We start from the raw sequence: 22,538 nt of genomic DNA on the forward strand, positions 1-22,538 counted from the left end.
GGCGCCGGCCGGCCGGGCCCCGCCGGCGGCGCCGCACCGCCGGCCGCCCGTGGACCCCGCCGACGGCGCCACACGTAGGCCGCCCGCCGGTAGCAGCCCGTAGCGGCCTGTAACGGGCGCAACCGATCCACGATGCCGCGCGTCGTACGCAAGTACGGAGCAGTGGCAGTGGGGAGCAAACGTGTTCGGTCGGGCGGGGATCAGAGGCAGGGGACGGCCGGGCCGCGTCGTGGGGCGGGTGCTCGCCGTGGTCACGGCGGTCACGGCTCTCACCGTCGCCGCGCCGGGCGTCCAGCAGGCCGACGCGGCGGCGCCCTGCCCGGGCCGGCTGGCCAAGACCGTCACCTTCCCGACCGGCGAACTGCGCGTCTACGAACGCGGCGACTACGCCTGCGCCGTCACCCTCGCCAAGCGCCCCGGCGCCCGGCGGTCCATGTCGGTCTCCCTCCAGCCGCGGGGCGGACGCGCGGCCACGGACAGCGGGAGGTTCACCCGGCAGGCCGGGCCCGTCACCGTGCACGCCCTCAACCGCTGTGTACGCGCCACCGGTTCGGTCTCCGGGACCTCGCGTTCCACCGGGTGGATTCTGTGCTGATGCGCCGGTAAGGCTCAACCGGGTCTGGCGGGGCCTGTGTTGCCACCGCTAGGTTCACCCGCGACCGCTTGATCTCAAGGGGAGATCTCCAGGGGAGGGTGAATGCGCAAGGCGCTCAGATGGCTGCTGTCGCTCGTGGTGCTCATAGGCACCGTGAGCGCGGCCGGCGTGACGGCGGGTGCGGCCACCGCCGCAGAGCCGGCGACCGGCACGGACATCAAGGACCGGATTCTGTCGGTCCCGGGAATGAGTCTCATCGAGGAGAAGCCGTACCCGGGTTACCGTTTCTTCGTCCTCAACTACACGCAGCCGGTCGACCACCGGCACCCGTGGCGCGGCACGTTCAAGCAGCGGATCACCTTGCTGCACAAGGACACCAGCCGCCCCACCGTCTTCTTCACCTCCGGCTACAACGTCTCCACCACGCCGCGCCGCAGCGAGCCGACGGCCATCATCGACGGTAACCAGGTCTCCCTGGAGTACCGCTACTTCACGCCGTCGCGCCCCGCGCCCGCCGACTGGTCCAAGCTGGACATCTGGCAGGCCGCGAGCGACCAGCACCGGGTCTTCAAGGCGCTGAAGAAGATCTACGACAAGAACTGGCTCTCGACGGGCGGCTCCAAGGGCGGCATGACCGCCACCTACTACGAGCGCCACTACCCGAACGACATGGACGGCGTCGTCGCGTACGTCGCGCCCAACGACGTCGTGAACAACGAGGACCGGGCGTACGACCGGTTCCTCGAGAACGTCGGCACCGAGGAGTGCCGCGACAAGCTGAACGCGGTCCAGCGCGAGGCCCTGGTGCGCCGGGAGCCGCTCGAGGCGATGTACGCGAAGTACGCGGCGGACGGCGGCTACACGTTCGACACCGTCGGCAGCCTGGACAAGGCGTACGAGGCCGTCGTCCTCGACTTCGTGTGGGCGTTCTGGCAGTACAGCCACGTGTCCGACTGCGAGGCGATCCCGGCCGCGGCCACCGCGTCCGACCAGGAGATCTTCGACACCGTCGACGCCATCTCCGGTTTCTCGTTCTACGCCGACCAGGTGCTCGCCACCTACACGCCGTACTACTACCAGGCGGGCACCGAGCTCGGTTCGCCCGACATCACGCAGCCCCACCTGGACGGCCTCAGCCGCTACGGCTACCAGCCGCCGCGGAACTTCGTGCCGCGCGACATCTCCATGCGCTTCAAGCCGTGGGTGATGAAGGACGTCGACACCTGGGTGCGGCACAACGCCGACCGGATGATGTTCGTCTACGGCGAGAACGACCCGTGGGGCGCCGAGCCGTTCCGGGTCGGCAAGGGCACCCGCGACAGTCACGTTTACACCGCGCCGGGCGCCAACCACGGTGCGAACGTCGCCGGTCTGGTGGCGGACGAGCGGGCGGAGGCCACAGCCGCGATCCTGCGCTGGGCGGGCGTCGCACCGGCCGCGGTCCAGGAGGACCCGGCGAAGGCCAGGCCGCTGGCCAAGGCCGACGCGAAGCTCGACAAGCGCGACCTCGAGCGCGAGCCGATGCTGCGCCCGTGACCGGGAGCGGCACGGGGGCCGTGCCCGCAGCCTTCACCGGCTGCGGGCACGGCCCCTTCCCGTGCGGTCCGCGGCTACGGGTACGACAGCCCGTGGCCGACCGGGAACAGCACCTGTGACGGGTCGTCGGCCCGTTGCACCGGCACCGGAAGACGGCCCCGTGGGTCGGCGTGGCCCGCGATCACCCGTACCGCGGCCCGCATTTCGACATCGGTCCACGAGTAGGCCGCCAGGGCGGCCGCGACCCCGTCGAGCCTGGCGATGTCGTACGGATTGCGGATGGCGAGCGCGACCACGGGCACACCGGTCGCCACCAGCCGGGCCACGAGCGTGCGCTGGGAGCTGGTCGCGGAGACGTTGTACGTGCCGACGACGACCACGTCCTTGCCCTGCGCCGCGGCGACCGCCTCCGTGATCTTCGCGCTGCTGGGGGCGGTACCGGTCGACAGGGCCGTGGCCGTGAAGCCCACCTCGCCGAAGGCGGCGGCGAGTACGGCCGTCGGCGGCCCCGTGGTGCCGCTGGGCGACGCCGGATCGGCGCCGACGACCAGGACCTCGCGGTGACTGCGGCGGCTGAGCGGCAGCAGCCCGTCCGGGTTGGTGAGCAGGGTGGTGGTCCGCTCGGCGATCCGGTCGGCGGCGGCGAGATGCGCCGGGGTGCCCACCCTGCGCCCCACCTCCCGCTGGGGGACGAACGGGTCGCGGAAGAGGCCGAGCTTCTCCTTGAGCAGGAAGATCCGCAGGATCGATTCGTCGAGCCTGTCCTCCGTGATCTCGCCGCTCCTGACCGCGTCCAGCACGCCGTTCCAGGCGACCGCCAGGTCCGGCGGGTTGAGCAGCTGGTCCACGCCGGCGAGCAGGGCGAGCACCGGCACCCTGTGGTCGCCGTACTTCTCCCGTACGCCCTCCATGTTGAGTGCGTCCGTGACCACCACGCCGTCGTAGCCCAGCTCCTCGCGGAGGATGCCGGTGAGGATGGGCCGGGACAGCGTCGCCGGGTCGTTGCTGGCGTCCAGCGCCGGGAACTGGATGTGCGCCGTCATGATCGAGTCGATGCCGGCGGCGATGGCGGCCCTGAACGGCGGTGCGTCGATCTCCTCCCACTCCTGGCGGGTGTGGGTGATCACCGGGATGCCGGTGTGGCTGTCGACGGTGGTGTCGCCGTGTCCGGGGAAGTGCTTCGACGTCGCCGCGATGCCCGCGCTCTGGTAGCCCTTGACCTGCGCGGCGACCATCCGGGCGACCGCGGCCGGATCGGCGCCGAAGGACCGCACGCCGATGACCGGGTTGGCGGGGTTGATGTTCACATCGGCGACGGGGGCGTAGTTCTGGACGATGCCCATCGCGGCGAGCTCGCCGCCCGCGATCTGCGCCGCCCTGCGGGCGGCGGACGCGGATCCGCCGGCGCCGAGGGCCATCGCCCCCGGCATCAGCGTCGCCGGCTTGCCGACGCGGGCGACGATGCCGTGCTCCTGGTCGGTCGAGATGAGCAGCGGTACCGGGTTCCGCTGGTCGAGCGCGGCCCGCTGGATGCCGTTGGACAGGCCGGCGATCTGCTCCGGATCACGGGTGTTGTGCGCCCACGCGAAGTAGATGATCCCGCCGACGTGGTACTCGGCGATGAGCTCGGCGGCGTTGCGCACGCCCATCTCTTCGAGGTTGAGGTCGATGTCGGCCTGGTCGGGGTCGGTGGCGGAGTGCCCGTAGACCCGCATCACGAAGAGCTGGCCGACCTTCTCCTCGATGCTCATCCTCGAGATGAGCCGCTTGAGCCGGTCCTTGGTGCCGCTGGAAACGGCCGTGGGTGCCGCGAGGGCGGGTAGCGCGGTCGTGGCGACGGCGCCCGCGGCGACGGCGGTCGCGGTGAGAAGAGTGCGTCTGGAGAGGTTCCGGTCGTGCACTGGTGCTCCTTCCGGCCTTGCTCGACATGCTCGACATGGGTGTTGCACAAGGGGAGTTGAAGGAAACTGCCAAGGTGACACGGATACCCGGAAACTAACTGCCAGGTCAAGGCCCCGCGCACAACCGTCACCGGACCGGCGGCGACGGCCCGCGCCGGCGCCACCCGCCCCGGCGGGCGCCGTCAGCGCGCGGAGACCTCCAGCCACAGCTTCTGCAGTGTCCGCACCGTCTCGGTGATCGCGGGCCGTCTCGCCGCCCCCGTGCGCCACAGGGCGTGCAGTCGTCGCGTCGGCACCGGCGCCAGCCGTACGGCCACGACCTCGGGCGGCAGCACCCCACGGCCGAGCCGGGGCACCAGCGCGATGCCGAGCCCGGCGGCCACCAGGGCCACCTGCGTGTGGTTCTCCTCGGCCTGATGGGCGATCAGCGGCTCGCACCCGGCCGCCCGCAAGGTCCGCAGCAGCCAGTCGTGGCAGACCGTGCCGGGCGGCTGGGTGATCCAGCGCTCGTCCTTGAGGTCCTCGCGCCGCACGGAGTCGGCGGCGGCCAGGGCGTGGCCGGCCGGGACCAGCACGTCGCACATGTCGTCGCCGATGACCGCCTGCTCGACGCCCTGCGGGGTCGGCAGCGGGGCGATGTCCCAGTCGTGCGCCACGGCCAGGTCGATCGCGCCGCGGGCGACTAGATCGACGGACAGGTGCGGGTCCACCTCGTGAAGACGGGCGTCCAGATCGGGATGGCGGCGGGCGAGGTCGGCGAGGACGTACGGCATCAGTCCGCGGGAGGCGCTGGCGAAACAGGCGATCGAGAGCCGCCCGGCCGGCTCGCCGCGACGCTCCTCGAGGCGCACCTCGGCCTCCTCGACCAGGGAGAGCAACTGCTGCGCCGTCGATGCGAGTTGCCTGGCCTCGTCGGTCAGCCGGACGCCCCTGCCCTCGCGCTCGAGGAGCGTGGTGCGGGTCTCCCGCTCCAGTTTGGCGATCTGCTGGGAGACCGCGGACGGCGTGTAGCCGAGCGCGGCCGCCGCGGCGCCCACTGTGCCGTGGACGGAGACGGCGTGCAGCGCGCGCAGCCGGCCGAGGTCGAGCATGGTCTCTCCCCGCTCACGTTCTCATCGACGGCAATCATCAGCAGTGCTTCATCCAACCATGAAGAAATCCGCGCTGGTGCTACATGGTCCTGTGGCGGGATGCTCCGTGTCATGCGCCCCGCCCACATCGCCCTCGCCGCACTGGTCGCCGCCGTCTGGGGAGTCAACTTCGTCGTCATCGAGGTCGGCCTCGACCATTTCCCGCCGCTGCTCTTCTCCGCTCTGCGGTTCCTGGCCGCGGCGCTCCCCGCGGTCTTCTTCGTCGGCCGGCCGAAGGTCGCCTGGAAGTGGATCGTCGCGGTCGGTCTGGTCCTGGGAGTCGCCAAGTTCGGGCTGCTGTTCACGGGCATGGACCTGGGCGCACCCGCCGGCCTCTCGTCCCTGGTCCTCCAGGTCCAGGCGGTGTTCACGGCCGTCTTCGCCTTCGCCGCGCTCGGTGAACGGCCGGGACGGGTACGGGTCGCCGGGATGGCCGTGGCCCTGGCGGGCATCGCGGTCGCCGCCGTCGACGAGGGTGCCTCCGGCCCGCTGTCCGGGTTCCTCCTGGTCGTCGCCGCGGCCGCCTGCTGGGGCGTCTCCAACGTCCTGACCCGCAAGGCCGCGCCGCCCGACGCGCTGAACTTCATGGTGTGGGTCAGCACCGTTCCCGTCCTGCCCCTGCTCGGCCTCTCCCTCCTCCTGGAAGGAGCCGACCGTGACCTGGCCGCGCTGCGCTCCCTGGACTGGACGGGCGTCGGAGTCGTCCTCTACGTCGCCTGGGTCACCACGATCTTCGGCTTCGGCGCCTGGGGGCTGCTGCTCCGCCGCCACCCGGCCTCCTCCGTGGCCCCGTTCTCCCTCCTCGTCCCCGTCTTCGGGATGTCCTCCGCGTACCTCTTCCTCGGCGAACCGGTCGGCCCGCTGCGCTGGTGCGCGGCGGCCCTGCTGGTCGGCGGCGTCGCGCTGACGTCCCTGCCCGGCCGCCGAAGGGCGCGGCCGGGCACGCAGCGCCGAGAACCGCTGACGTCCGCTCGTACCTGACCTTCCAGGGTGATCCTTCCGATCGGCCGACGGGGGAGGTCCGTCCTCTCGTGGGACCACGGCCGGGCGGCCGACATGGCGCGCTGGGGCCTGGCCGCCCGGTACTGCGATCCGGCGAAGGCCGAACGCGCCGTGGTCCGCGCCGGTGAGGTGAGTGCGAGGGTCTACCGGTCCTGGGAGGACTTCGGAGCCGGGTATGCCATCGGCCGCTGCCTCCACTTCGACGAGGAGGAATTCGGCCCCTGGTACACGGAGGTCCTCGACATCCACAAGACGCTCACCACCGATCCGGAAAGCCCCTGGCTCACCGTTCCCTGGCAGTAGCCGGGTCACGCGGGTAGCGGGCGCGCATCGCGTCGATGCAGAGGTCCCGGGAGGTCGGACCGCCGAAGCGGAGCCGGTCGTAGGGAGTGAACGCCGGCTCCAGGGCGTCCAGTTCGTCGATGGCGGCGTGCAGCCTCGCCGACCACCGGGGCGAGCCGGCGTCCGGGTCGTACGGTGCCGCGGTGATCTCGGCGGTCAGCCGCTCCTTGCGCTGGATCGTCGCCGGGGTGACGGAGTGCAGGCACACGTAGCGGCCGCTCAGGTACGCCTCCCACTCCTGGCGTCCGGCCACCGGATCGGCCCAGTGCGCGACGAACCAGGCCTCGAGCTTCTCCGGACCGCCGGCCGCCTGTGCCGGTGCGAAGAGGTCCTTCGGGACCATCTCGGCGCCGTCGGAACGCAGATAGCCGGGCAGCGGCAGCAGCCCGGCCAGCATCATCAGCCGTACGGCGCCGGGGTCGTGGCCGGAGACCGGGCACAGGTCGTCCAGCACGGCGAACTGCGCGGTCACGTAGGCGTCGTCGGCGGGCGACATCGGATGGTCGCCGTTGACCTCGCGGAACCGGGCGGCGATCTCTCGCTCGTACATGGGAGTCGCTCCTTCGTGAGTCGGTCCCGTGCACGCTAGAAGGGGAACGGTTCGGCGCCCGCCGAACCGTTCCCGGCCGCTCCGATCACGCCGCTCCGATCACGCCGTCGGATAACGCCGCTCCGTCACGCCGTTCGGATCAGTGAGAGCAGATGTTCCCGGCCCGCCGTGAGCAGGCCCGGCAGCTCCGCGGCGGTCGGATACCACCGCTTCTCGTACTCCCAGCACACCCATCCGTCCGGGTCCGTGAGCGCGAGGCACTCCCCGAGCGGCAGCGCGCCCTGCCCCAGCGGCAACGGCGTCAGGTCCTCGCGCGAGGCCACGTCCTTGACCTGGACGTACCCGAGGAAGGGGCTCAGCGCCGCGTGCGTCGCCGCCGGCCGCTCGCCGCCCAGCCACGGGTGCATCACGTCCCACAGTGCCCCGGCGTGCTTGTGGCCGACCAGGCCCAGCACCCGGGTGACGTCGGCGCCCGTACGGTGCGAGTCGTGCGTCTCCAGCAGGATCCGCACACCGAGGTCGGCGGCGGTCTCCACGGCGGCACCGAGCCTGCGGGCGGCGATCGCGTCGGCCCGCTCCGGGTCCTGGTCCCCGCCGCCGGGGAACACCCGGACGAACGGCGCCCCGAGGTCCTTGGCGAGCCGGCTGAGATCCTCCATCTCCTTGATCACCGGCTTGTCGTCACCCGCCGCGGCGATCCGCGCGTACCCGGCGACGGTGAGGATCTCGACGCCCGCGCGCTCGAACTCCCTGACCGCCTCCGCCCGTTCGGTCGTGCCGATGCCCGGGTGCACGGGCTCCTCCGGATGGGCGCGAAGCTCCACGCCCTGGTATCCGCTGTCGGCGGCGAGCCGTGCCACCTCCGTCAGCGGCCTGCCCGGCACGCCGAGGGTCGAGAAGGCGAACTTCATCGATCCGTTCCTTCCTCCAGTGAGAGCCGCCAGTCCTGGCCGACCAGGTCCGCTCCGTACGAGCGGTGCGGCTTCTCGGCGACGAGCGTGAACCCGGCACGCCGGTAGATCCGGCGGGCCGCGGTCAGTACGTCGTTGGTCCACAACACCATGTCCCGGTACCCGGCATCGCGCGCGAAATCCACGGCGGTGCGCACCAGCCGGTCGCCGAGGCCGTGCCCGCGCGCCTCGGGCTCGACCAGCAGCAGCCGCAGCCGGGCGGTGTCGGGCTCGTCGTCGCGTACGCACATCACCGAGCCGACCGGTCGCCCGTCCAGCTCGGCGATCCACACACGCTCGAGGCGGGGGTCGTGCTCCGGCGCGAAGTCGGCGACGATCCGGGCCACCAGGCCCTCGAAGCCCGCGTCCCACCCGTACTCGGCGGCGTAGAGTGCGCCGTGCCGCTGGACGATCCACCCCAGGTCGCCGGGGGCGGGATCCCGCAGGACGGGCTCGGCGGCGGAGCCGGGCCTGACCTGCGACAGCAGCTCCCGTACGGTGCCCAGCGCCTCCGCGAGCCTGTCCCTGTCCCGCTCCGGCATGTCGACGACCAGCGCGCCGACGGCTTGCCGGGACCGTTCGTCGAGCAGCGCGGCGGCCTTCCTGCCGCGGTCGGTGAGCGTGATCCGCTGGCGGCGTGGATCACGCTCGGAGGGGGCGCGGGCGACGAGCCCGTCGCGCTCGAACTTCGCGAGCAGCCGGCTCAGGTACCCGGCGTCGATCGACAGCTCGCCCCGCAGGTCGGCGGCGTCGGTCCGGGCGCTGTGGGCGAGCTCGTACAGGACACGGGACTCGGTGAGCGTGTACGGCGTGTACAGATGCTTCCCGTAGTCGAGCGCGCCGATGAGGTTGGTGTAGAAGCGGTTGAACGCGCGGATCTCTTGTATCGGCATGATCGCTCCGGGTCAGCTTTGACTCAGTCAACGCTAAGCCCGCCCGGCGTGCCCGGGCAAGGTCCCTGCCTGCTCCTCCGTGTCGCGGATCTGCATCTCGGGGCGCCCGGTGACGATCAGCCATGCCGGAAGGATCGCCATACACAGCAGCGGCAGCAGGCGCGGGTCGGCGACCAGGGCGGCGGCCATGAAGAGGCTCAGCCAGCCCTGGCGGGTGACGGCCACCAGCACACCGAGGACGGCGGCCCCCGTCGCCAGAGCCATCGGCACCGCGTCGACGAGGGCGTGGGCGAGCATCCCGAGGGCCACGCCCACGAACACGGCGGGAAAGATCCGGCCGCCCTGGAAGCCGCACGAGGCGGCGACGACGAGCGCGGCCAGCTTCACCAGCGCGAGCAGCGCGAGACCGGCCGCCGTGTGGTCCTCCGGGTGGGCGGTCAGCTCCCGCATCTGCTCCAGGCCCTTGAACAGGGTCAGCTGCCCGCCGAGCGCGCCCAGCGCGCCCAGCACCAGACCGCCGGCGGTCAGCATCAGCACGGGGTGCCCCAGCCGGTGGAACAGGCGGTGGACGTGCGGGAAGGCGTACACGGCGGCCATCGCGACGACGGCCGCGGCGGTGGCCACGGCCATGGCGGACACCGCGTCGATCGTCCTCGGGCCGCGGTACGGGTCGACCTGGACGCTCAGCATCGGCTCCGCGAGCAGCACCGTCGTCAGCGCTCCCGCTCCGGCGGCCACGAGCGGCGCGAAGAGCCGGTCCCACAGGGGCCGCGGATCGGGCCCGGCCTGGATCTCGGAGAGGATGAGGGCGGCAGCGACCGGCGTGCCGAACAGCGCGCCGACGGTACCCGCTGCCGCGAGCGAGACCCAGACGGCGGTGGGGGTACGGGGCGCCGCCCTCATGCCCAGCGCGCAGGCGAGCGCGATGTTGATCGACGTGATCGGGTTCTCCGGTCCGAGGCTCACCCCGCCGGCCAGGGTGACGACGACGGCGAGCAGCAGGCCGGGCAGGATCCGCACCGGCAGTGGCGGGTCGACCAGACCGCGCGTCGCCGGGTCGGGACCGGTGCGGCCGGGGAACCTCCAGACGAGCAGGCCCGTGGCGAGACCGGCCGCGGTGAGCACGGCGAGGGTCCAGCCGGCCGACCTGCCCGAGACGCCCCACCACCCGGGGAGGGTGTCCCACAACCAGTGCTGGAGCTGTTCCGCGGCGTCGCTCACGCCGATCAGCACGAGGCTGGACACGACCCCGATGAGCAGCGCCGGCAGGACCAGGGGCAGGAGGACGCGGGCAGCCGACGTCCGGACACCGGTCTCGGAAGGGCCGGCCGCGGAAGGCCCCGGGGATGCTTCGCGCGTCATGGTTCCTTCCCCGTGACCCGGGACGGGAGGCCCCGCCCGGGCCGCGTACGACGGAGGGGGCCGGTGCGCACACGGCGTGCCGGCCCCCGGAGCCTCGCCGTGGATGCGGCGACCGGTTCATGGGCGGGTCGGCAGCAGGGCCCGCACGAGGGCCGACACCGCCCGGGTGTTCGCGACCGGGCGCGCCGTGCGCCGACCAGTGACAGTCGTCGGTGGCGGCTCAGTGCGCGGACGTGCCGTCCTGAGACCTGCGGCCCTGATCGGTGCACAGCGCCCAGATGACGAACAGGCCGATCGCGATGGACACCACGGCCCAGACCGGCTGGTACGGCAGCCACATGAACTGGAGGACGACGACCAGCGCGGCCACCCCGACACCGAGGCCCCGCGCCCAGGCCGCACCCCGCAGGATGCCCCAGCCGGTGACGGCCACCACGATGCCCAGGATCAGGTGGATCCAGCCCCAAGTGGTGAGGTTGAACTTGAAGACGTAGTCGCCGACGCGGGTGTAGACGTCGTCCTCCGCGATCGCGGCGATTCCGGAGAGGATGTTGAGGATGCCTTCCATCAGCAACAGGACACCGGCGAAGATCGTTCCGCCGGTGGCCCACGCGGAGGAGGCGCGTCCCGCGTGCGCGGTCCCGGTGCTTCGGGTGCTGCTGGTCATGCCCGTTCTCCATCCCTCGGAAGCAGGAACCTCAGCCTGTGGCCGTGCCTGAGGAGCGGCGAGCGGGTGTGGGCCGTTCGGGTGAAGCGGTAGCGGGCGCTCGGCGCCTGCCAGGAGGGACGCGACGGCCCGCACCGGCGCGGCAGCCCGTCCGGGCTCCCTGTCGCCCCGCGGGTCTCCTCGTCGCCCCGCGCGCCCGTGTCGCGTGGCTGCGTTGCGGACGCGGTCTCGTCGTGCATGCCCCTCCGCCCGGGGCGACCGAGCAGGGCCCCGCACGGGCCGGCCGGGGCGCTGTTGTCCCGCCCGCGCCGGGCACGACCAAGACGCTGCCGTCCCGCCCGGACCGGGCACGGCGGGCCGGTCACCGGCACGCCTCGTCCCGCCCGTAGCGCCTACGAAGGCGCCCGCGAGGCCGTCCCGCGCCCCGCGACCGCGTCACGCCCGCGGTGGCGCCGTCGAGTCGCGGGCCATCAGTTCCGCCGCGATCGAGGCGATGCCCCCCGGCGGCGGCGCCTCGTTGCCCATCGCCAGCCGGCCGGCGCGGGCCCCCGCCTCGAAGAGCGGGAGCCGGACGGTCGTGAGCGCGGGCACCGCGTCCACGGAGAACGGCAGGTCGTCGAAGCCCGCGACCGAGATGTCGTGCGGAATCCGCAGGCCCTGGTCCCGCAGCGCCGCGCACGCGCCCAGTGCGACGGTGTCGTTCGCGGCGACGACGGCCGTCAGGTCCGGGTCCCTGCGCAGCAGTTCGAGGGTGGCGTCGTAGCCGGACCGGCGGTCGTAGGGGCCGTGCACCGTGAGCCGTTCCTGCTCCGCCGCGTCCCCGCCGAGCCCGGCCGCGGCCATCGCCGCGCGGTGGCCTTCCAGCCGGTGGCGGGTCGTGGTGCGTTCCACGGGTCCGGCGACGTAGCCGATGCGGCGGTGACCGAGCGTGAGGAGGTGCTCGGTGAGCCGCCGTCCGCCGCCGCGGTTGTCGAAGGCGAGCGAGGCGACGACGGCGTCGCTGCCGGGCAGCGGCGGGCGGCCGCACAGCACGACCGTGGTCCCGGCGTCCGCGAGCCTGTTGAGCTTCGCCGTCATGGCGGCGATGTGGTCGGGGTCCTCCAGGGCGCCGCCGGTGAGGATCACGGCGGCGGCGCGCTGGCGCTGGAGCAGGGTGAGATACGTCAGTTCGCGCTCGGGCGAACCGCCGGTGTTGCAGACCACGGCGAGCTTCTCGCCGCCCGCCCGGCCCGTTCCCTCCTGCCCGCCGATCTCCGTCTGCGCCGCTCCGGCCATGATCCCGAAGAAGGGGTCGGCGATGTCGTTGACGAGGATGCCGACGAGGTCGGACGTGGCGGCGGCGAGTGAGCTCGCCGGGCCGTTGAGGACGTAGTCGAGCTCGTCCACCGCTCGCAGCACGCGCTCCCGCGTCGACGCGGCGACCGGATAGTTGCCGTTCAGTACGCGGGAGACGGTCGCCGGGGACACCCGGGCGCGGGCCGCCACATCCGCCAGGGTGACTGTCATCGCTTTCCTCCGCGGGAGATGGGGCGGCCCCCTTGTCCAGGCCGCTGTCGGCAGGCTAGCTTCATATCGCGTAGAAAGCGCTTGCTACGCTCATATCGAGGGAACTCGGAAGAACCGAGATGAAAGATGGAGGCACTTCGTGACACGCAGGACAGTGCGGATCGCCATGAACGGCGTCACAGGGCGGATGGGCTACCGCCAGCACCTGGTGCGCTCCATCCTGGCGATCCGTGAGCAGGGCGGTCTCGACCTCGGCGGCGGCGACGTGCTCTGGCCGGAGCCGGTACTCGTCGGCCGTCGCGAGCACGCACTGCGCGAGATCGCGGAGCGGCACGGAATCACCGAGGTCTCGACCGACCTCGACGCCGTCCTCGCCGACGAGAGCATCGACATCTACTTCGACGCCCAGGTCACCTCCGCCCGCGTCGGCGCGCTGAAGAAGGCGATCGCGGCCGGAAAGCACCTCTACACCGAGAAGCCGACCGCCACCGACCTGGCAGGCGCGCTGGAGCTCGCCCGCGTCGCACAGGACAAGGGCATCAAGCACGGCGTCGTACAGGACAAGATCTTCCTGCCGGGACTGCTGAAGCTGAAGCGCCTGATCGACGGCGGCTTCTTCGGGCAGATCCTGTCCGTGCGCGGCGAGTTCGGCTACTGGGTCTTCGAGGGCGACTGGCAGGAGGCGCAGCGCCCCAGCTGGAACTACCGCAGCGAGGACGGCGGCGGCATCACCGTCGACATGTTCCCGCACTGGGAGTACGTGCTGCACGAGCTGTTCGGCCGCGTCACCTCCGTCAGCGCGCAGGTCGCCACCCACGTCCCGCAGCGCTGGGACGAGCAGGGCAAGCCCTACGCGGCGACCGCCGACGACGCGGCGTACGGCACCTTCCAGCTCGAGGGCGGCGCGATCGCCCAGATCAACTCGTCCTGGACGGTACGGGTCAACCGCGACGAACTCGTCGAGTTCCAGGTCGACGGCACGCACGGCTCGGCGGTCGCGGGTCTGCGCAACTGCCGGGCACAGCACCGCTCCGCCACGCCCAAGCCGGTGTGGAACCCCGACCTGCCGGTCACCGAGTCGTTCCGCGACCAGTGGCAGGAGGTCCCGGACAACACCGACTTCGACAACGGCTTCAAGGCCCAGTGGGAGCTGTTCCTGCGCCACGTGGTCCTCGACGAGCCGTACCACTGGGACCTGATGGCCGGCGCGCGCGGCGTGCAGCTCGCCGAGCTCGGACTGCGGTCGTCGGCGGAGGGCCGGCGGCTCGAGGTGCCGGAGCTGTCGCTGTGACGATCCGACTCCCGCGGGCCGACGGCTCCTCGACCGCGTACGAGCCGCGCACCGAGCCGCTGAGCTTCACGGCCTCGGCTCCGCTCACCTCCCGTACGGTCTTCTCCGCCGCCCATGTCGTCGCCGACCCGTACGCCGACATCAGCCCCGACTCTCCCGCCGCCGTCGACTGGGACGCCACGCTCGCCTTCCGCCGCCACCTGTGGTCGCACGGGCTGGGCGTGGCGGAGGCCATGGACACCGCGCAGCGGGGGATGGGTCTCGACTGGGCGGGCGCGTCGGAGCTGATCCGGCGCTCGGCGGCCGAGGCGAAAGCGGTCGGCGGCAGGATCGCCTGCGGTGTCGGCACCGACCAGCTGACCGGGCCGGCGTCGCTCGCGTCGGTACGCTCCGCCTACGAGGAGCAGCTCGCCCTCGTCGAGTCCACCGGCGCGCAGGCGATCCTGATGGCCTCCCGGGCGCTGGCCGCGGCGGCGACGTCCGCCGAGGACTACCTGGACGTCTACGGCCATCTGCTGCGCCAGGCGTCGGAGCCGGTGATCCTCCACTGGCTCGGCCCGATGTTCGACCCGGCGCTGGAGGGCTACTGGGGCTCGCCCGACCTGGACGTGGCCACGGAGACGTTCCTCGAGGCCATCGCGGCCCACCCCGACAAGGTCGACGGCATCAAGGTCTCGCTGCTGGACGCGCGGCGGGAGGTGGAGCTGCGCCGGCGCCTGCCGCGGGGCGTGCGCTGCTACACCGGCGACGACTTCAACTACCCCGAGCTGATCGCGGGCGAGGAGCCGACGGCGGGAGGACGATTCAGCCACGCCCTGCTCGGCATCTTCGACCCGCTGGGCCCGCTGGCGGCGGAGGCCGTACGCGTCCTGGACACGGGTGACACGGCGGGCTTCCGCAAGCTGCTCGACCCCACGGTCGAGCTGTCCCGCCACCTGTTCCAGCCACCGACGCGCTTCTACAAGACCGGCGTGGTGCTGCTGGCCTGGCTGGCCGGCCACCAGTCGCACTTCTCGATGGTGGGCGGCCTCCAGTCGGCGCGCTCGCTGCCGCATCTGGCCCGCGCGTACGAACTGGCCGACGGGCTGGGCCTGTTCCCCGACCCGGTCCTCGCGGAGGCCCGGATGAGGTCCCTGCTCGACGTCTACGGAGTTCCGCGGTGAATCCTCTTTCGCGCTTCAGCATCAACCAGATGACGGTCAAGCAGCTGGCCCTGCCGGAGCTGACCGAGGCGTGCGTCCGGCTCGGCGTCCCGGCCGTGGGCCTGTGGCGCGAACCGGTCGCGGAGTACGGCCTCGACGCGACGGCGAAGCTCGTGCGGGACGCGGGCCTTTCGGTCACGTCCCTGTGCCGGGGCGGCTTCCTCACCGCGACCGACGAGGGTGACCGGGCCCGTGCGCTGGAGGACAACCGCGCCGCGATCGACGAGGCGGCGACGCTGGGCACGGACACGCTGGTGATGGTCTCGGGCGGCCTGCCGGTGGGCAGCCGCGACCTGGTGGCGGCTCGGGAACGCATCGCGGACGCGCTGTCCGTGCTGGCCCCCTACGCGGCCGAACGCGGAGTCCGCCTCGCGATCGAGCCGCTCCACCCGATGTTCGCGTCCGACCGCTGCGTGGTCTCGACGCTGGACCAGGCCCTGGACCTGGCGGAACGCTTCCCGGCCGACCAGGTGGGCGTGGTCGTGGACACCTACCACATCTGGTGGGACGACCGGGCCCCGGCGGCGGTCGCCCGCGCGGGAGCCACGGGCCGCATCCACTCCTTCCAACTCGCCGACTGGACCACCCCGCTGCCCGCCGGCGTCCTCAACGGCCGCGGCCAGCTCGGCGACGGCGCGATCGACATGCGCGAGTGGCGCGAGCGGGTGGAGTCCGCCGGCTGGACGGGCTTCATCGAGGTGGAGCTGTTCAACGACGGGTTGTGGGCGCGGGACGGGGTGGAGGTTCTGGAGGAGACGGCGGGGAGGTTCGTGGACTGCGCAGGGTGACCACCGGGGTGCCGGCCGCACACCGAAGCTCGGCCGGCCCGGTTGCCCGCTACGGGAGCGCGAGGGCCAGGGGCAGCCACTCGGTGATGTCCTGCCGAGTCGGATCGTCTCTGCGAGCGCTTATGGTGCACGCCAAGGCCGCCGTAGACCGAAATTGAAGGCCTCCTTTCCGAGCGCGTATGGGACCCGGAACCAGAATCCGCCGGGCTGTGCAGGGAAGAGGGCCCGGCCCTCATGGAGTCAGGTCGGCAGGCACCCGCTCCTCGTCCCTCTACACAGGGCACCCGTCATGCGGTGGATCGAGGCTCATACGTCACTCGCAGCACCTTCAGGTTTGCGGAAGCCCACGTTCACTCTGTCGGGCCGTTATTCGCCCTCGCGATGCGGGGGGCGAATTCCTCCATGTACTCGCGGTGTTCCACATGGATAGCGGACTCCGGGATTTCCCCCAGAGGTGAGAGATCGACACCGTCGAGCTTCCCGCAGCCATCGAGATCGGTTAGCGCGTGCAGGAGCGCCTCCAGGGCTACCCGGGACTCCTCGTACGGGGCCAGCATGGCGATCAGGTCCCCTACCACCCTGGCCTGGGTGTCGGAGAGCAGGTTCACGAAGTCCTGAACTCGGTCGCTCGCCTCAGTACGCACCGCTGCGTCGAGACTCAGAAGGTCTCGAAGGAATTCGACATAATACTTGCTTTCCATAAGTCCCGTCTTCCAGTTCAGTGCGGGTATGGCACCGGCAGATGGCTGGGCCACGGAATGTGGGTGTCGTTGATCGCCGCCTCATTATAGTTCGGACTGTTCACGTTTCCGATCTGCGCGTGGTAGAGCTTGCCCGCCTCGTCCTGGAACTGGTGCCCGATCTGGATGCGGTAGATGGGGCCGCTGCTGGCGTTGGGGCCGGCGTGTGGGCCGAGGTCGGGCCCGTGGACGCGCATACGCACTGTCTTGCCCGTGACATCGTCCGTCCACTTCCACTTGATGCCGTGCTCGACACCACCGGGGATCGGCTTCCAAGGTTCCTGAACGGCGTCCTTCGGGATGATGCTCAGCGGGTTTGCATCCCCAGTGAGGTCCCAGCCTCCACCCTGGATCCGGGGCGGACATGGACCGAGCCCGAGGGGGTCGCTCCACGTGTGAGGGTTGTGGACGTACGTGACCGGGTTGTCTGCCGGGGTCAGGCCCAGGGGGTCTGGCGTGAGGTAGCGGGCCATTCCTGGGTCGTAGTAGCGGAAGAAGTTGTAGTGGAGTTCCGATTCGCGGTCGAAGTACTGGCCCGGGAAGCGGAGCGGGGTGTACGCCGTAGCGTCACGGGTCCAGGTGGTCGTGCCCCAGAGGGTGGTGCGGGCACGCCAGGCCAAGGCGCCGGATTCGTCGACGAGTTCCGTCGGGGTACCGATCAGGTCCGTGACGATGGCGAAGAAACGGTCGTCGGTTGAGCCGTGGCGGCGTTCCGTCTGGGTAAGGGGGCGCAAGCCGGCGTAGTCCCAGGTGAGGGTCGTGTCCTCTGTCGTCTGTTCGCAGAGGGTAGCGCCGTCCCAGGTGAAGTGGACTGTCTCCAAGGGCGACTGCTTGGATATTCGGCGGCCCAGAGGGTCGTATGCGTACCGCCAGACCGTGCCGTCCGGTGTCGTCACCGACGTCAGGCGGTCCTCAGCGTCCCACGCGTAGCGCCAGGTGTCCGGCCTTCGTGAGAGGCGGGTCTTCTGGCGCAGGACGGTGCGACCCTGGGCGTCGTGCTCGTAGCGGACGGAGCCCGCGCGTGTGATGCCCATGCCCGTGTACGTGCGGGGGCCGGTCGACTCGTGGGGCGGGTGGGTGGACGGCCAGGAGGCGTCCGCCTGGTTGCCTGCCTCGTCGTAGGCGTACCGCTCCGTCCACCCGGCCGCTTGTACGGCCGTCACGCGGCCTGCCGCGTCCAGGTCGAAGCGGCGGGCGCCGGAGAGTGAGTCGGCGATGCCGACGAGGTTGCCATCGGGACGGTAGGAGTACGCGCGGTGCTGGAGACGACGGCCATCACCGGCGGTGATCTCTTGGGCCGTGAGACGACCCCTCACATCGAACGAGGAGGTCAGAGACGTGAAGTTGCCCACCGTACGGGATGTTTCGCGCCCCAGCTCGTCGTGCGTGAAGGTGAGAGTCCGGCCGGATACGGTCAGTGCGGCCCGGCGGCCCGCTGCGTCGTACGACCAGCTGCTCGCCACCCCACCCGGGGTCGTCCGGCCCGTTCGCCTGCCCAGTGCATCGTGGGTAAAGGAAAGCGTACGCCCGTTCACCGTATCGGACTTGAGGCGGCCGAAGCGGTCCCGTAGCCGTACCAGCGTCGCGTCCGGGCCGGTGGCCGCCGCCAGCTCGTCGAAGATGTCGTATTCGAACGCCGTGACCGCGCCCGCCGCGTTCTTGCAAACGACCTGGCCGATTTCATTGTGCTCGTACGTGACGGTTTGCGCCAGCCCGTTCATACGGGACGTCAGCCGCCCGGCCGCGTCGTACACGTAGGTCAGCGTCCGGTCGTCGAAGTCAGTCTCCGCGACCAGACGGCCTGCCGGGTCATACGTGTACGTCCACGCCAGCGTCTGCGGGTTGGTCACCTCGGTCAGGCGGAGATTCGTGTCGTGGGTGAACTCGTACCGTGCGCCGTCAGGCTCCGTACGGGTTCGCAGCAGGTCGAAGTCGGTGTACTCGAAGGCGACGGTCGCCCCTGAGGCATTGGTGTGGGTGAGGCAGTTACCTTCGCCGTCATACGTCCATGTTTCCTGGGTGCCGTCCGCTTCGGTGCGGCGTGCGAGCTTGCCCTCGACGGTCCACTCCAGGTGGGTCGTCGCGCCGAGGTGGTCTGTGAAGGAGACGGGGCGACCGAAGGCGTCGCGTTTGTAGCTGCTCACCGCGCCCAGGGGGTCGGTGACGGCGATAAGCAGGCCAGTGCGGTCACAGACGACGGTGGAGGAGTGTCCGAGGGCGTCGGTGATGCGAGTGAGGTGGCCTGCCTGGTCGTAGGTGAAGCGGGTCGTGGCTCCCGTCGGGCCGGTGACCGCGGTGCGGTTGCCACGGGCGTCGAAGGTCTGGCGGGTGACGTTTCCGTCGGTGCCGGTTATACGGACAGGCAGGCCGAGTTCGTTGTACTCGGCTCGTGACTGGCGTCCGTCCGGGCGTTCCGCCTCGGTCAGCCGCCCCTTTTCGTCGTAGGTGGAGCGGGTGGTGTGGCCGAGGGGGTCGGTGCGGGAGAGAAGTCGGTTGTAGCGGTCGTATGCGTAGCGGGTGACCGCGCCGAGTGCGTCGATCTCGGCGACGACCTGGGAGCGCTCGTTGATGACGTGGCGTTTGGTGTGGCCGAGGCCGTCGGTGATGGAGGTCATCCGCAGGCCGGTTTCCGGGTCGGTGTCGTCCCACGTGAAGTGGGACTCGAGGTGTCCGTTGGAGCCGGTCTGGTAGGTGCAGCGGTCCTTCTCGTCGTAGACGTAGTCGTAGTGGCTGCCGTTGGTGTCGGTCCAGGAGGTGATGCGGCCCTGTTCGTCGCAGCCGAAGCGCAGGGGCCGGCCGCTGGAGTTGGTGACCTCGGTGAGGTGGCCGTCGGTGTAGCCGTAGCGGAGGATCTCCTGGTCGTTGCCGTCGGGTGCGGCGCCGGCGAGGTGAAGGGCAGTGACCCGCCCGTCCGCGGTGGTGAGCTTCAGGTGGTAGCCGCCGTGGTGGACGATCGACGTCGGAGCGCCGGATTCGTCGTGCTCGAAGGTGATCCAGCGACCGTTGCGGTCGTCGATCTGCGCCAACAGGGCGAGTTCGGCGGTGTGGTCGGTGAAGTGCCAGACCTGGCCGGTTTCGGGGTCGGTGATCGTGTAGCCGTCGTCGACCCGGTCGATTGGCCAGCGCCGTCCGTGCGTGGGCAGGACGGGGACACCCGGCGCGGGGTGCGGATAGGCCAGCAGGCTGCCCTCGGCACAGCTGAACACCACGCCTTCGGAGTCGATCTCCAGGCGTTGGTCGACCGTGCTGGACCAGGTCGGGCCGAACCAGCGGCCGGACCGGTGTGAGGAGTCATGCGTGCGTTGGAACACCAGTGGCAGTGAGCCGGGCAGGACGATGTCTGTCTGCGGCAGGAGCATGCGACCGGTCGCGACATCGATGGGGTCCCGGTCGCACTTGGTCTCTGTGCACTTCTTGCCATTGCTGTCCGGGTTCTTCTCGTGATCACCTCGGGTACTGCCCGGCTTGTTGGCGTCGGGCAGGCGTTTGCCGGCGGTGACCAGGCCCTTGGCCGCGCCTGCGCCTTTGGTGCCGACCGCCTCGGCGAACAGACGGCCGATTCCCTCGGCCGGGTCACTCTTGAAGGTTTCCCAGGCGTTCTTCAGGGCCCGGTCCGGGTTGGCGACGGTGGAGGCGATACCGGCGAGCGTCATGTTGACGCCCTTGTAGTACTCGGCCGGGTGGGTCAGGTTGTACATGTCGAGCGGGTTGACGGAACGCACGAAGCTGACAATGCCTGCGCCCCCCTTGACGAACCCCGCGCCGACGTGAGCCAGTTCGATGCCTTGAGCCATCGCATGGTCCATGAACTCGGCCTTGAGTTTGTCCCGGCCCGTGGGTTCCTTCGGCGCGTGTGCCATCGCCGCCGTCACCGCACTCTTCGCAGCCTCCGCCGCTTCGTTGCGGGCCTTGCGGGCGTCGGCGAGGATCTCCCGTGCCCGGGCCCGTTTGGCCTTGCCCGGGTCGGAGAACTCACCCGGGTCCGGCAGCGGGTTGTCCCCGTTGCGGGCCGCGTTGTAGGCCTCGACCTTCTTGTTGTACGCCTCGGCCGCCTTCTTGGAGTCGCTCTCACCCTCCCTGTAGAGGGCGATCGCCTCCTTCGCCTTGCCCTGCGCGCTGGTGATCGCCTTGGAGTAGGTCTCCAAAGCCTTGGCCGCGTCCTCGCACGCGTCCGCCGCGCGCAGCCAGTCCGTGGGCAGCGGCTCGAACTTCTCCCGGAAGGTGTTGGCCGCCTCACCCTTCCAGTGGGCCGAGTCCATCTTCTTCAGCCCGCCACCGACCAGGTCGAACGCCTTGTGGAAGTCCCGCAGGTTCTTCACCGACTCGGCGATCTTCTCCGGCCGGCCATGAATCAGCTCGTTCGCCTCTTCACTCTGGCCGAGCTGCTGCTCACCCACCTGCGCACCGAGCGACGAGGCGGTCTCGTCCCCCCAGTCCTCGACCGCCTCGGCCACACCGTCGTAGCCGTAGTGCCGCAGCCCCTGCCCGGCCTTGTCGGTCACATAGTCGACACCCTCGCCGACCAGTTCCTTGCCCTTGTCGATCCCGTCGTCGACGATGTCGACGCCCTTGTCGACCAGCCCGCCCCAGTCCACCATCAGCGACTCTCCCCCCACCGCGGCTGCTCAGCCTGATCCACCGTCGCCTGATCCGGATCAAGATCCTCACGCAACTGCGCGTCCAACCGCTCCCGCACCGACGGATCGAGGATCCCCGCCCGCTCCATCGCGTCGTTCTGCGCATCCATCACGTCATACGTCGTGTTGGCCCACGTCTGCTTCACCTCGGCATGCGCCTGCGAGAACGACTCACCGCTCCAGTCCGCGTTGTCCCACGCGTGCTGGTCACGGATCGTGTCCCAGCTCATCTGCTTGACCTCGTCCTCCGACAGATGCGGATTACCGTTCAGCGAGTTCACACCGATCTTGATGCTGTCCTTGACGTACTGCTCCTGCTCCGCGAACGACCCCGCCGACAGACCCAACGCCTGAGCGACCAGATTGCCCTTCATCGTGAGCGCCCGAACCCCCCACTCCCACCGGTTGCAGAACGTCTCGAACTCCGACGTCAGCCCGGGATGCCCCAACTCCAGACCGGACAAGGCCAGATCAGAAAACCCCCGGCCCGTCGTCGCCTCCCCGATCATGCCGAGCTCCTTCAGCTCCGCATGCGCCAGATCGATACCACTCGCGATCTCCACCAAAGCCGACGGCGGCGCCGCAAGATCCGGCTGCTCCCCACTCACCGTGTCCCCCCGAGATCCACCACCGCCGCCTCGGGCACCACACCCTCGACCGGCGGAAACAACATGCCCTCGTCACTGCCCGCATCCAGCGCGACACCCGCCGGGCCCGGCAGCATCGGCACCATCACATCCAACAACCGCGCACCCAGCACCGTCCGGTACTCCCACTCACGCCCCGCATCCTGCTGAGCATGCGCGAACCGCGACAGCGCCTCCTCGTCGGAGAACGCACAAATCCACCGCACCCCGTTGAAATCCGCCGTCCACAAACTCCCCTGCGCATCGAACGGCACCAACACCGCCGCACGCCGGAACTCCCCCAGCAAACGCGCAAACCCACGCCGACCCACCACCACCTCATCCACCACCGACGCAGCGGGAACCGCCGACCGCTCGGCAGGCACGGCCACCGGCTCATCTGCCCGCTCGACCAGCTCTCCCTGGTCGGTCGGACCAGCCAGCTCGGCCAACTCCGAAAGTCTGGAGAGGCGGTCAGGCCCCGATATGTCATCCCCGTTGTCACTCACCTACGGAATGCTGTCACGAGGAACTTTCCGCCCGCAATGAGGTACATCGCATGCGGTGGCGCAAAGACGCCTCCACAACCGGGCGTTCGTGTGGACAGGTCGCCACGTTTGGCCGCCGCCACGAACGTCGCCCAGCCGCCTGCCGAGAACGCCACGGCGCGGATGAGCGGCGCGCCCGCGCGAGTGGTGAGGCTGCAGTCCTGACCGGTCAGGAGAGCAAGCCCGGTTGCCTCATCGGCCATGGCGCCGGCCACGTGGAGCCGGTGGCCGGGGGACGCCGTGAGGGGGAGGCGGTCCGGCGTGGGCGTGGT

The 22,538-nt window shown here is 70.7% G+C and carries 19 protein-coding genes; 7 read left to right on the forward strand and 12 right to left on the reverse strand.

Features of this window, described 5'->3' with window-relative positions:
* The first annotated feature begins 181 nt into the window (after window positions 1–181).
* Both SPRI_RS23760 and SPRI_RS23765 read left to right on the forward strand, forming a co-directional pair.
* Window positions 182–595 (forward strand): hypothetical protein, encoded by a 414-nt coding sequence (locus SPRI_RS23760; protein ID WP_182327655.1) that lies wholly within the window; start codon window positions 182–184, stop codon window positions 593–595.
* Window positions 596–697: 102 nt separating this feature from the next.
* A complete protein-coding gene (locus SPRI_RS23765) occupies window positions 698–2,131 on the forward strand; it encodes a S28 family serine protease (protein WP_005317358.1) in 1,434 nt (477 codons plus the stop codon).
* 74 nt (window positions 2,132–2,205) lie between these two features.
* Here SPRI_RS23765 and SPRI_RS23770 read toward each other — a convergent pair whose 3' ends face one another.
* Complete coding sequence (locus SPRI_RS23770) at window positions 2,206–4,032, reverse strand: glycoside hydrolase family 3 protein (protein WP_005317361.1); 1,827 nt, start codon at window positions 4,030–4,032, stop codon at window positions 2,206–2,208.
* Window positions 4,033–4,214: 182 nt separating this feature from the next.
* Window positions 4,215–5,123, reverse strand: a complete 909-nt coding sequence (locus SPRI_RS23775; protein ID WP_005317364.1) for a LysR family transcriptional regulator — start codon at window positions 5,121–5,123, stop codon at window positions 4,215–4,217.
* 111 nt (window positions 5,124–5,234) lie between these two features.
* Here SPRI_RS23775 and SPRI_RS23780 point away from each other — a divergent pair, with 111 nt between their 5' ends.
* Both SPRI_RS23780 and SPRI_RS23785 read left to right on the forward strand, forming a co-directional pair.
* Complete coding sequence (locus SPRI_RS23780) at window positions 5,235–6,143, forward strand: EamA family transporter (protein WP_037776794.1); 909 nt, start codon at window positions 5,235–5,237, stop codon at window positions 6,141–6,143.
* Between the two features lie 9 nt (window positions 6,144–6,152).
* A complete protein-coding gene (locus tag SPRI_RS23785) occupies window positions 6,153–6,467 on the forward strand; it encodes a DUF1266 domain-containing protein (protein WP_005317369.1) in 315 nt (104 codons plus the stop codon).
* On the opposite strand, the gene SPRI_RS23790 is transcribed toward SPRI_RS23785, so the two are convergent.
* The 6 genes from SPRI_RS23790 to SPRI_RS23815 all read right to left on the reverse strand — a co-directional run bounded on the left by SPRI_RS23790 (window position 6,448) and on the right by SPRI_RS23815 (window position 12,434).
* Window positions 6,448–7,056, reverse strand: a complete 609-nt coding sequence (locus SPRI_RS23790) for a DUF6058 family natural product biosynthesis protein (RefSeq protein ID WP_037774618.1) — start codon at window positions 7,054–7,056, stop codon at window positions 6,448–6,450. The genes SPRI_RS23785 and SPRI_RS23790 overlap by 20 nt on opposite strands.
* A 125-nt stretch (window positions 7,057–7,181) precedes the next feature.
* The gene (locus tag SPRI_RS23795) at window positions 7,182–7,967 is read right to left on the reverse strand and encodes a sugar phosphate isomerase/epimerase family protein (protein ID WP_037774619.1); all 786 of its coding nucleotides are present in this window, start codon (window positions 7,965–7,967) and stop codon (window positions 7,182–7,184) included.
* Window positions 7,964–8,899 carry a bifunctional helix-turn-helix transcriptional regulator/GNAT family N-acetyltransferase gene (locus SPRI_RS23800; protein WP_005317376.1) on the reverse strand — a complete coding sequence of 312 codons (936 nt, stop codon included), beginning with the start codon at window positions 8,897–8,899 and terminating at the stop codon, window positions 7,964–7,966. Before SPRI_RS23800 ends, SPRI_RS23795 begins: the two co-directional genes overlap by 4 nt.
* Before the next feature lie 33 nt (window positions 8,900–8,932).
* Window positions 8,933–10,261, reverse strand: coding sequence for an ion channel protein (locus tag SPRI_RS23805; protein ID WP_063805359.1), 1,329 nt, complete (start codon window positions 10,259–10,261; stop codon window positions 8,933–8,935).
* A gap of 220 nt (window positions 10,262–10,481) precedes the next feature.
* Complete coding sequence (locus SPRI_RS23810) at window positions 10,482–10,928, reverse strand: DUF7144 family membrane protein (protein WP_005317383.1); 447 nt, start codon at window positions 10,926–10,928, stop codon at window positions 10,482–10,484.
* Between the two features lie 435 nt (window positions 10,929–11,363).
* A complete protein-coding gene (locus SPRI_RS23815; protein ID WP_053557274.1) occupies window positions 11,364–12,434 on the reverse strand; it encodes a LacI family DNA-binding transcriptional regulator in 1,071 nt (356 codons plus the stop codon).
* A gap of 139 nt (window positions 12,435–12,573) precedes the next feature.
* Between SPRI_RS23815 and SPRI_RS23820 the strand changes: the two genes are divergently transcribed.
* Genes SPRI_RS23820 through SPRI_RS23830 form a run of 3 tightly spaced genes read left to right on the forward strand, consistent with a single transcriptional unit; the run spans window position 12,574 to window position 15,715 of the window.
* The gene (locus SPRI_RS23820) at window positions 12,574–13,725 is read left to right on the forward strand and encodes a Gfo/Idh/MocA family protein (protein WP_005317389.1); all 1,152 of its coding nucleotides are present in this window, start codon (window positions 12,574–12,576) and stop codon (window positions 13,723–13,725) included.
* On the forward strand, window positions 13,722–14,888 hold the full coding sequence (locus SPRI_RS23825; protein ID WP_005317391.1) for a dihydrodipicolinate synthase family protein: 1,167 nt from the start codon (window positions 13,722–13,724) through the stop codon (window positions 14,886–14,888). The genes SPRI_RS23820 and SPRI_RS23825 overlap by 4 nt, the downstream gene beginning before the upstream one ends.
* Window positions 14,885–15,715, forward strand: a complete 831-nt coding sequence (locus tag SPRI_RS23830) for a sugar phosphate isomerase/epimerase family protein (RefSeq protein ID WP_005317393.1) — start codon at window positions 14,885–14,887, stop codon at window positions 15,713–15,715. The genes SPRI_RS23825 and SPRI_RS23830 overlap by 4 nt, the downstream gene beginning before the upstream one ends.
* A 350-nt stretch (window positions 15,716–16,065) precedes the next feature.
* On the opposite strand, the gene SPRI_RS23835 is transcribed toward SPRI_RS23830, so the two are convergent.
* Genes SPRI_RS23835 through SPRI_RS23850 form a run of 4 tightly spaced genes read right to left on the reverse strand, consistent with a single transcriptional unit; the run spans window position 16,066 to window position 22,170 of the window.
* Window positions 16,066–16,416 carry a Rossmann-fold NAD(P)-binding domain-containing protein gene (locus SPRI_RS23835; RefSeq protein ID WP_005317395.1) on the reverse strand — a complete coding sequence of 117 codons (351 nt, stop codon included), beginning with the start codon at window positions 16,414–16,416 and terminating at the stop codon, window positions 16,066–16,068.
* 17 nt (window positions 16,417–16,433) lie between these two features.
* Window positions 16,434–21,053, reverse strand: coding sequence for a putative T7SS-secreted protein (locus tag SPRI_RS23840; RefSeq protein ID WP_238996250.1), 4,620 nt, complete (start codon window positions 21,051–21,053; stop codon window positions 16,434–16,436).
* Window positions 21,053–21,700 (reverse strand): hypothetical protein, encoded by a 648-nt coding sequence (locus tag SPRI_RS23845; protein ID WP_005316290.1) that lies wholly within the window; start codon window positions 21,698–21,700, stop codon window positions 21,053–21,055. Before SPRI_RS23845 ends, SPRI_RS23840 begins: the two co-directional genes overlap by 1 nt.
* On the reverse strand, window positions 21,697–22,170 hold the full coding sequence (locus SPRI_RS23850) for an SseB family protein (protein ID WP_182327653.1): 474 nt from the start codon (window positions 22,168–22,170) through the stop codon (window positions 21,697–21,699). Before SPRI_RS23850 ends, SPRI_RS23845 begins: the two co-directional genes overlap by 4 nt.
* Window positions 22,171–22,538 lie beyond the last annotated feature (368 nt).

This window comes from Streptomyces pristinaespiralis (assembly GCF_001278075.1).
Lineage (GTDB): Bacteria > Actinomycetota > Actinomycetes > Streptomycetales > Streptomycetaceae > Streptomyces > Streptomyces pristinaespiralis.

Excerpts from the sequence above, each read along its gene's own strand:
- SPRI_RS23765 (WP_005317358.1), top strand. The coding sequence starts at position 698 with ATGCGCAAGGCGCTCAGATGGCTGCTGTCGCTCGTGGTGCTCATAGGC.
- SPRI_RS23775 (WP_005317364.1), bottom strand. The coding sequence starts at position 5,123 with ATGCTCGACCTCGGCCGGCTGCGCGCGCTGCACGCCGTCTCCGTCCAC.
- SPRI_RS23780 (WP_037776794.1), top strand. The coding sequence starts at position 5,235 with ATGCGCCCCGCCCACATCGCCCTCGCCGCACTGGTCGCCGCCGTCTGG.
- SPRI_RS23790 (WP_037774618.1), bottom strand. The coding sequence starts at position 7,056 with ATGTACGAGCGAGAGATCGCCGCCCGGTTCCGCGAGGTCAACGGCGAC.
- SPRI_RS23795 (WP_037774619.1), bottom strand. The coding sequence starts at position 7,967 with ATGAAGTTCGCCTTCTCGACCCTCGGCGTGCCGGGCAGGCCGCTGACG.
- SPRI_RS23800 (WP_005317376.1), bottom strand. The coding sequence starts at position 8,899 with ATGCCGATACAAGAGATCCGCGCGTTCAACCGCTTCTACACCAACCTC.
- SPRI_RS23805 (WP_063805359.1), bottom strand. The coding sequence starts at position 10,261 with ATGACGCGCGAAGCATCCCCGGGGCCTTCCGCGGCCGGCCCTTCCGAG.
- SPRI_RS23810 (WP_005317383.1), bottom strand. The coding sequence starts at position 10,928 with ATGACCAGCAGCACCCGAAGCACCGGGACCGCGCACGCGGGACGCGCC.
- SPRI_RS23815 (WP_053557274.1), bottom strand. The coding sequence starts at position 12,434 with ATGACAGTCACCCTGGCGGATGTGGCGGCCCGCGCCCGGGTGTCCCCG.
- SPRI_RS23835 (WP_005317395.1), bottom strand. The coding sequence starts at position 16,416 with ATGGAAAGCAAGTATTATGTCGAATTCCTTCGAGACCTTCTGAGTCTC.
- SPRI_RS23840 (WP_238996250.1), bottom strand. The coding sequence starts at position 21,053 with ATGGTGGACTGGGGCGGGCTGGTCGACAAGGGCGTCGACATCGTCGAC.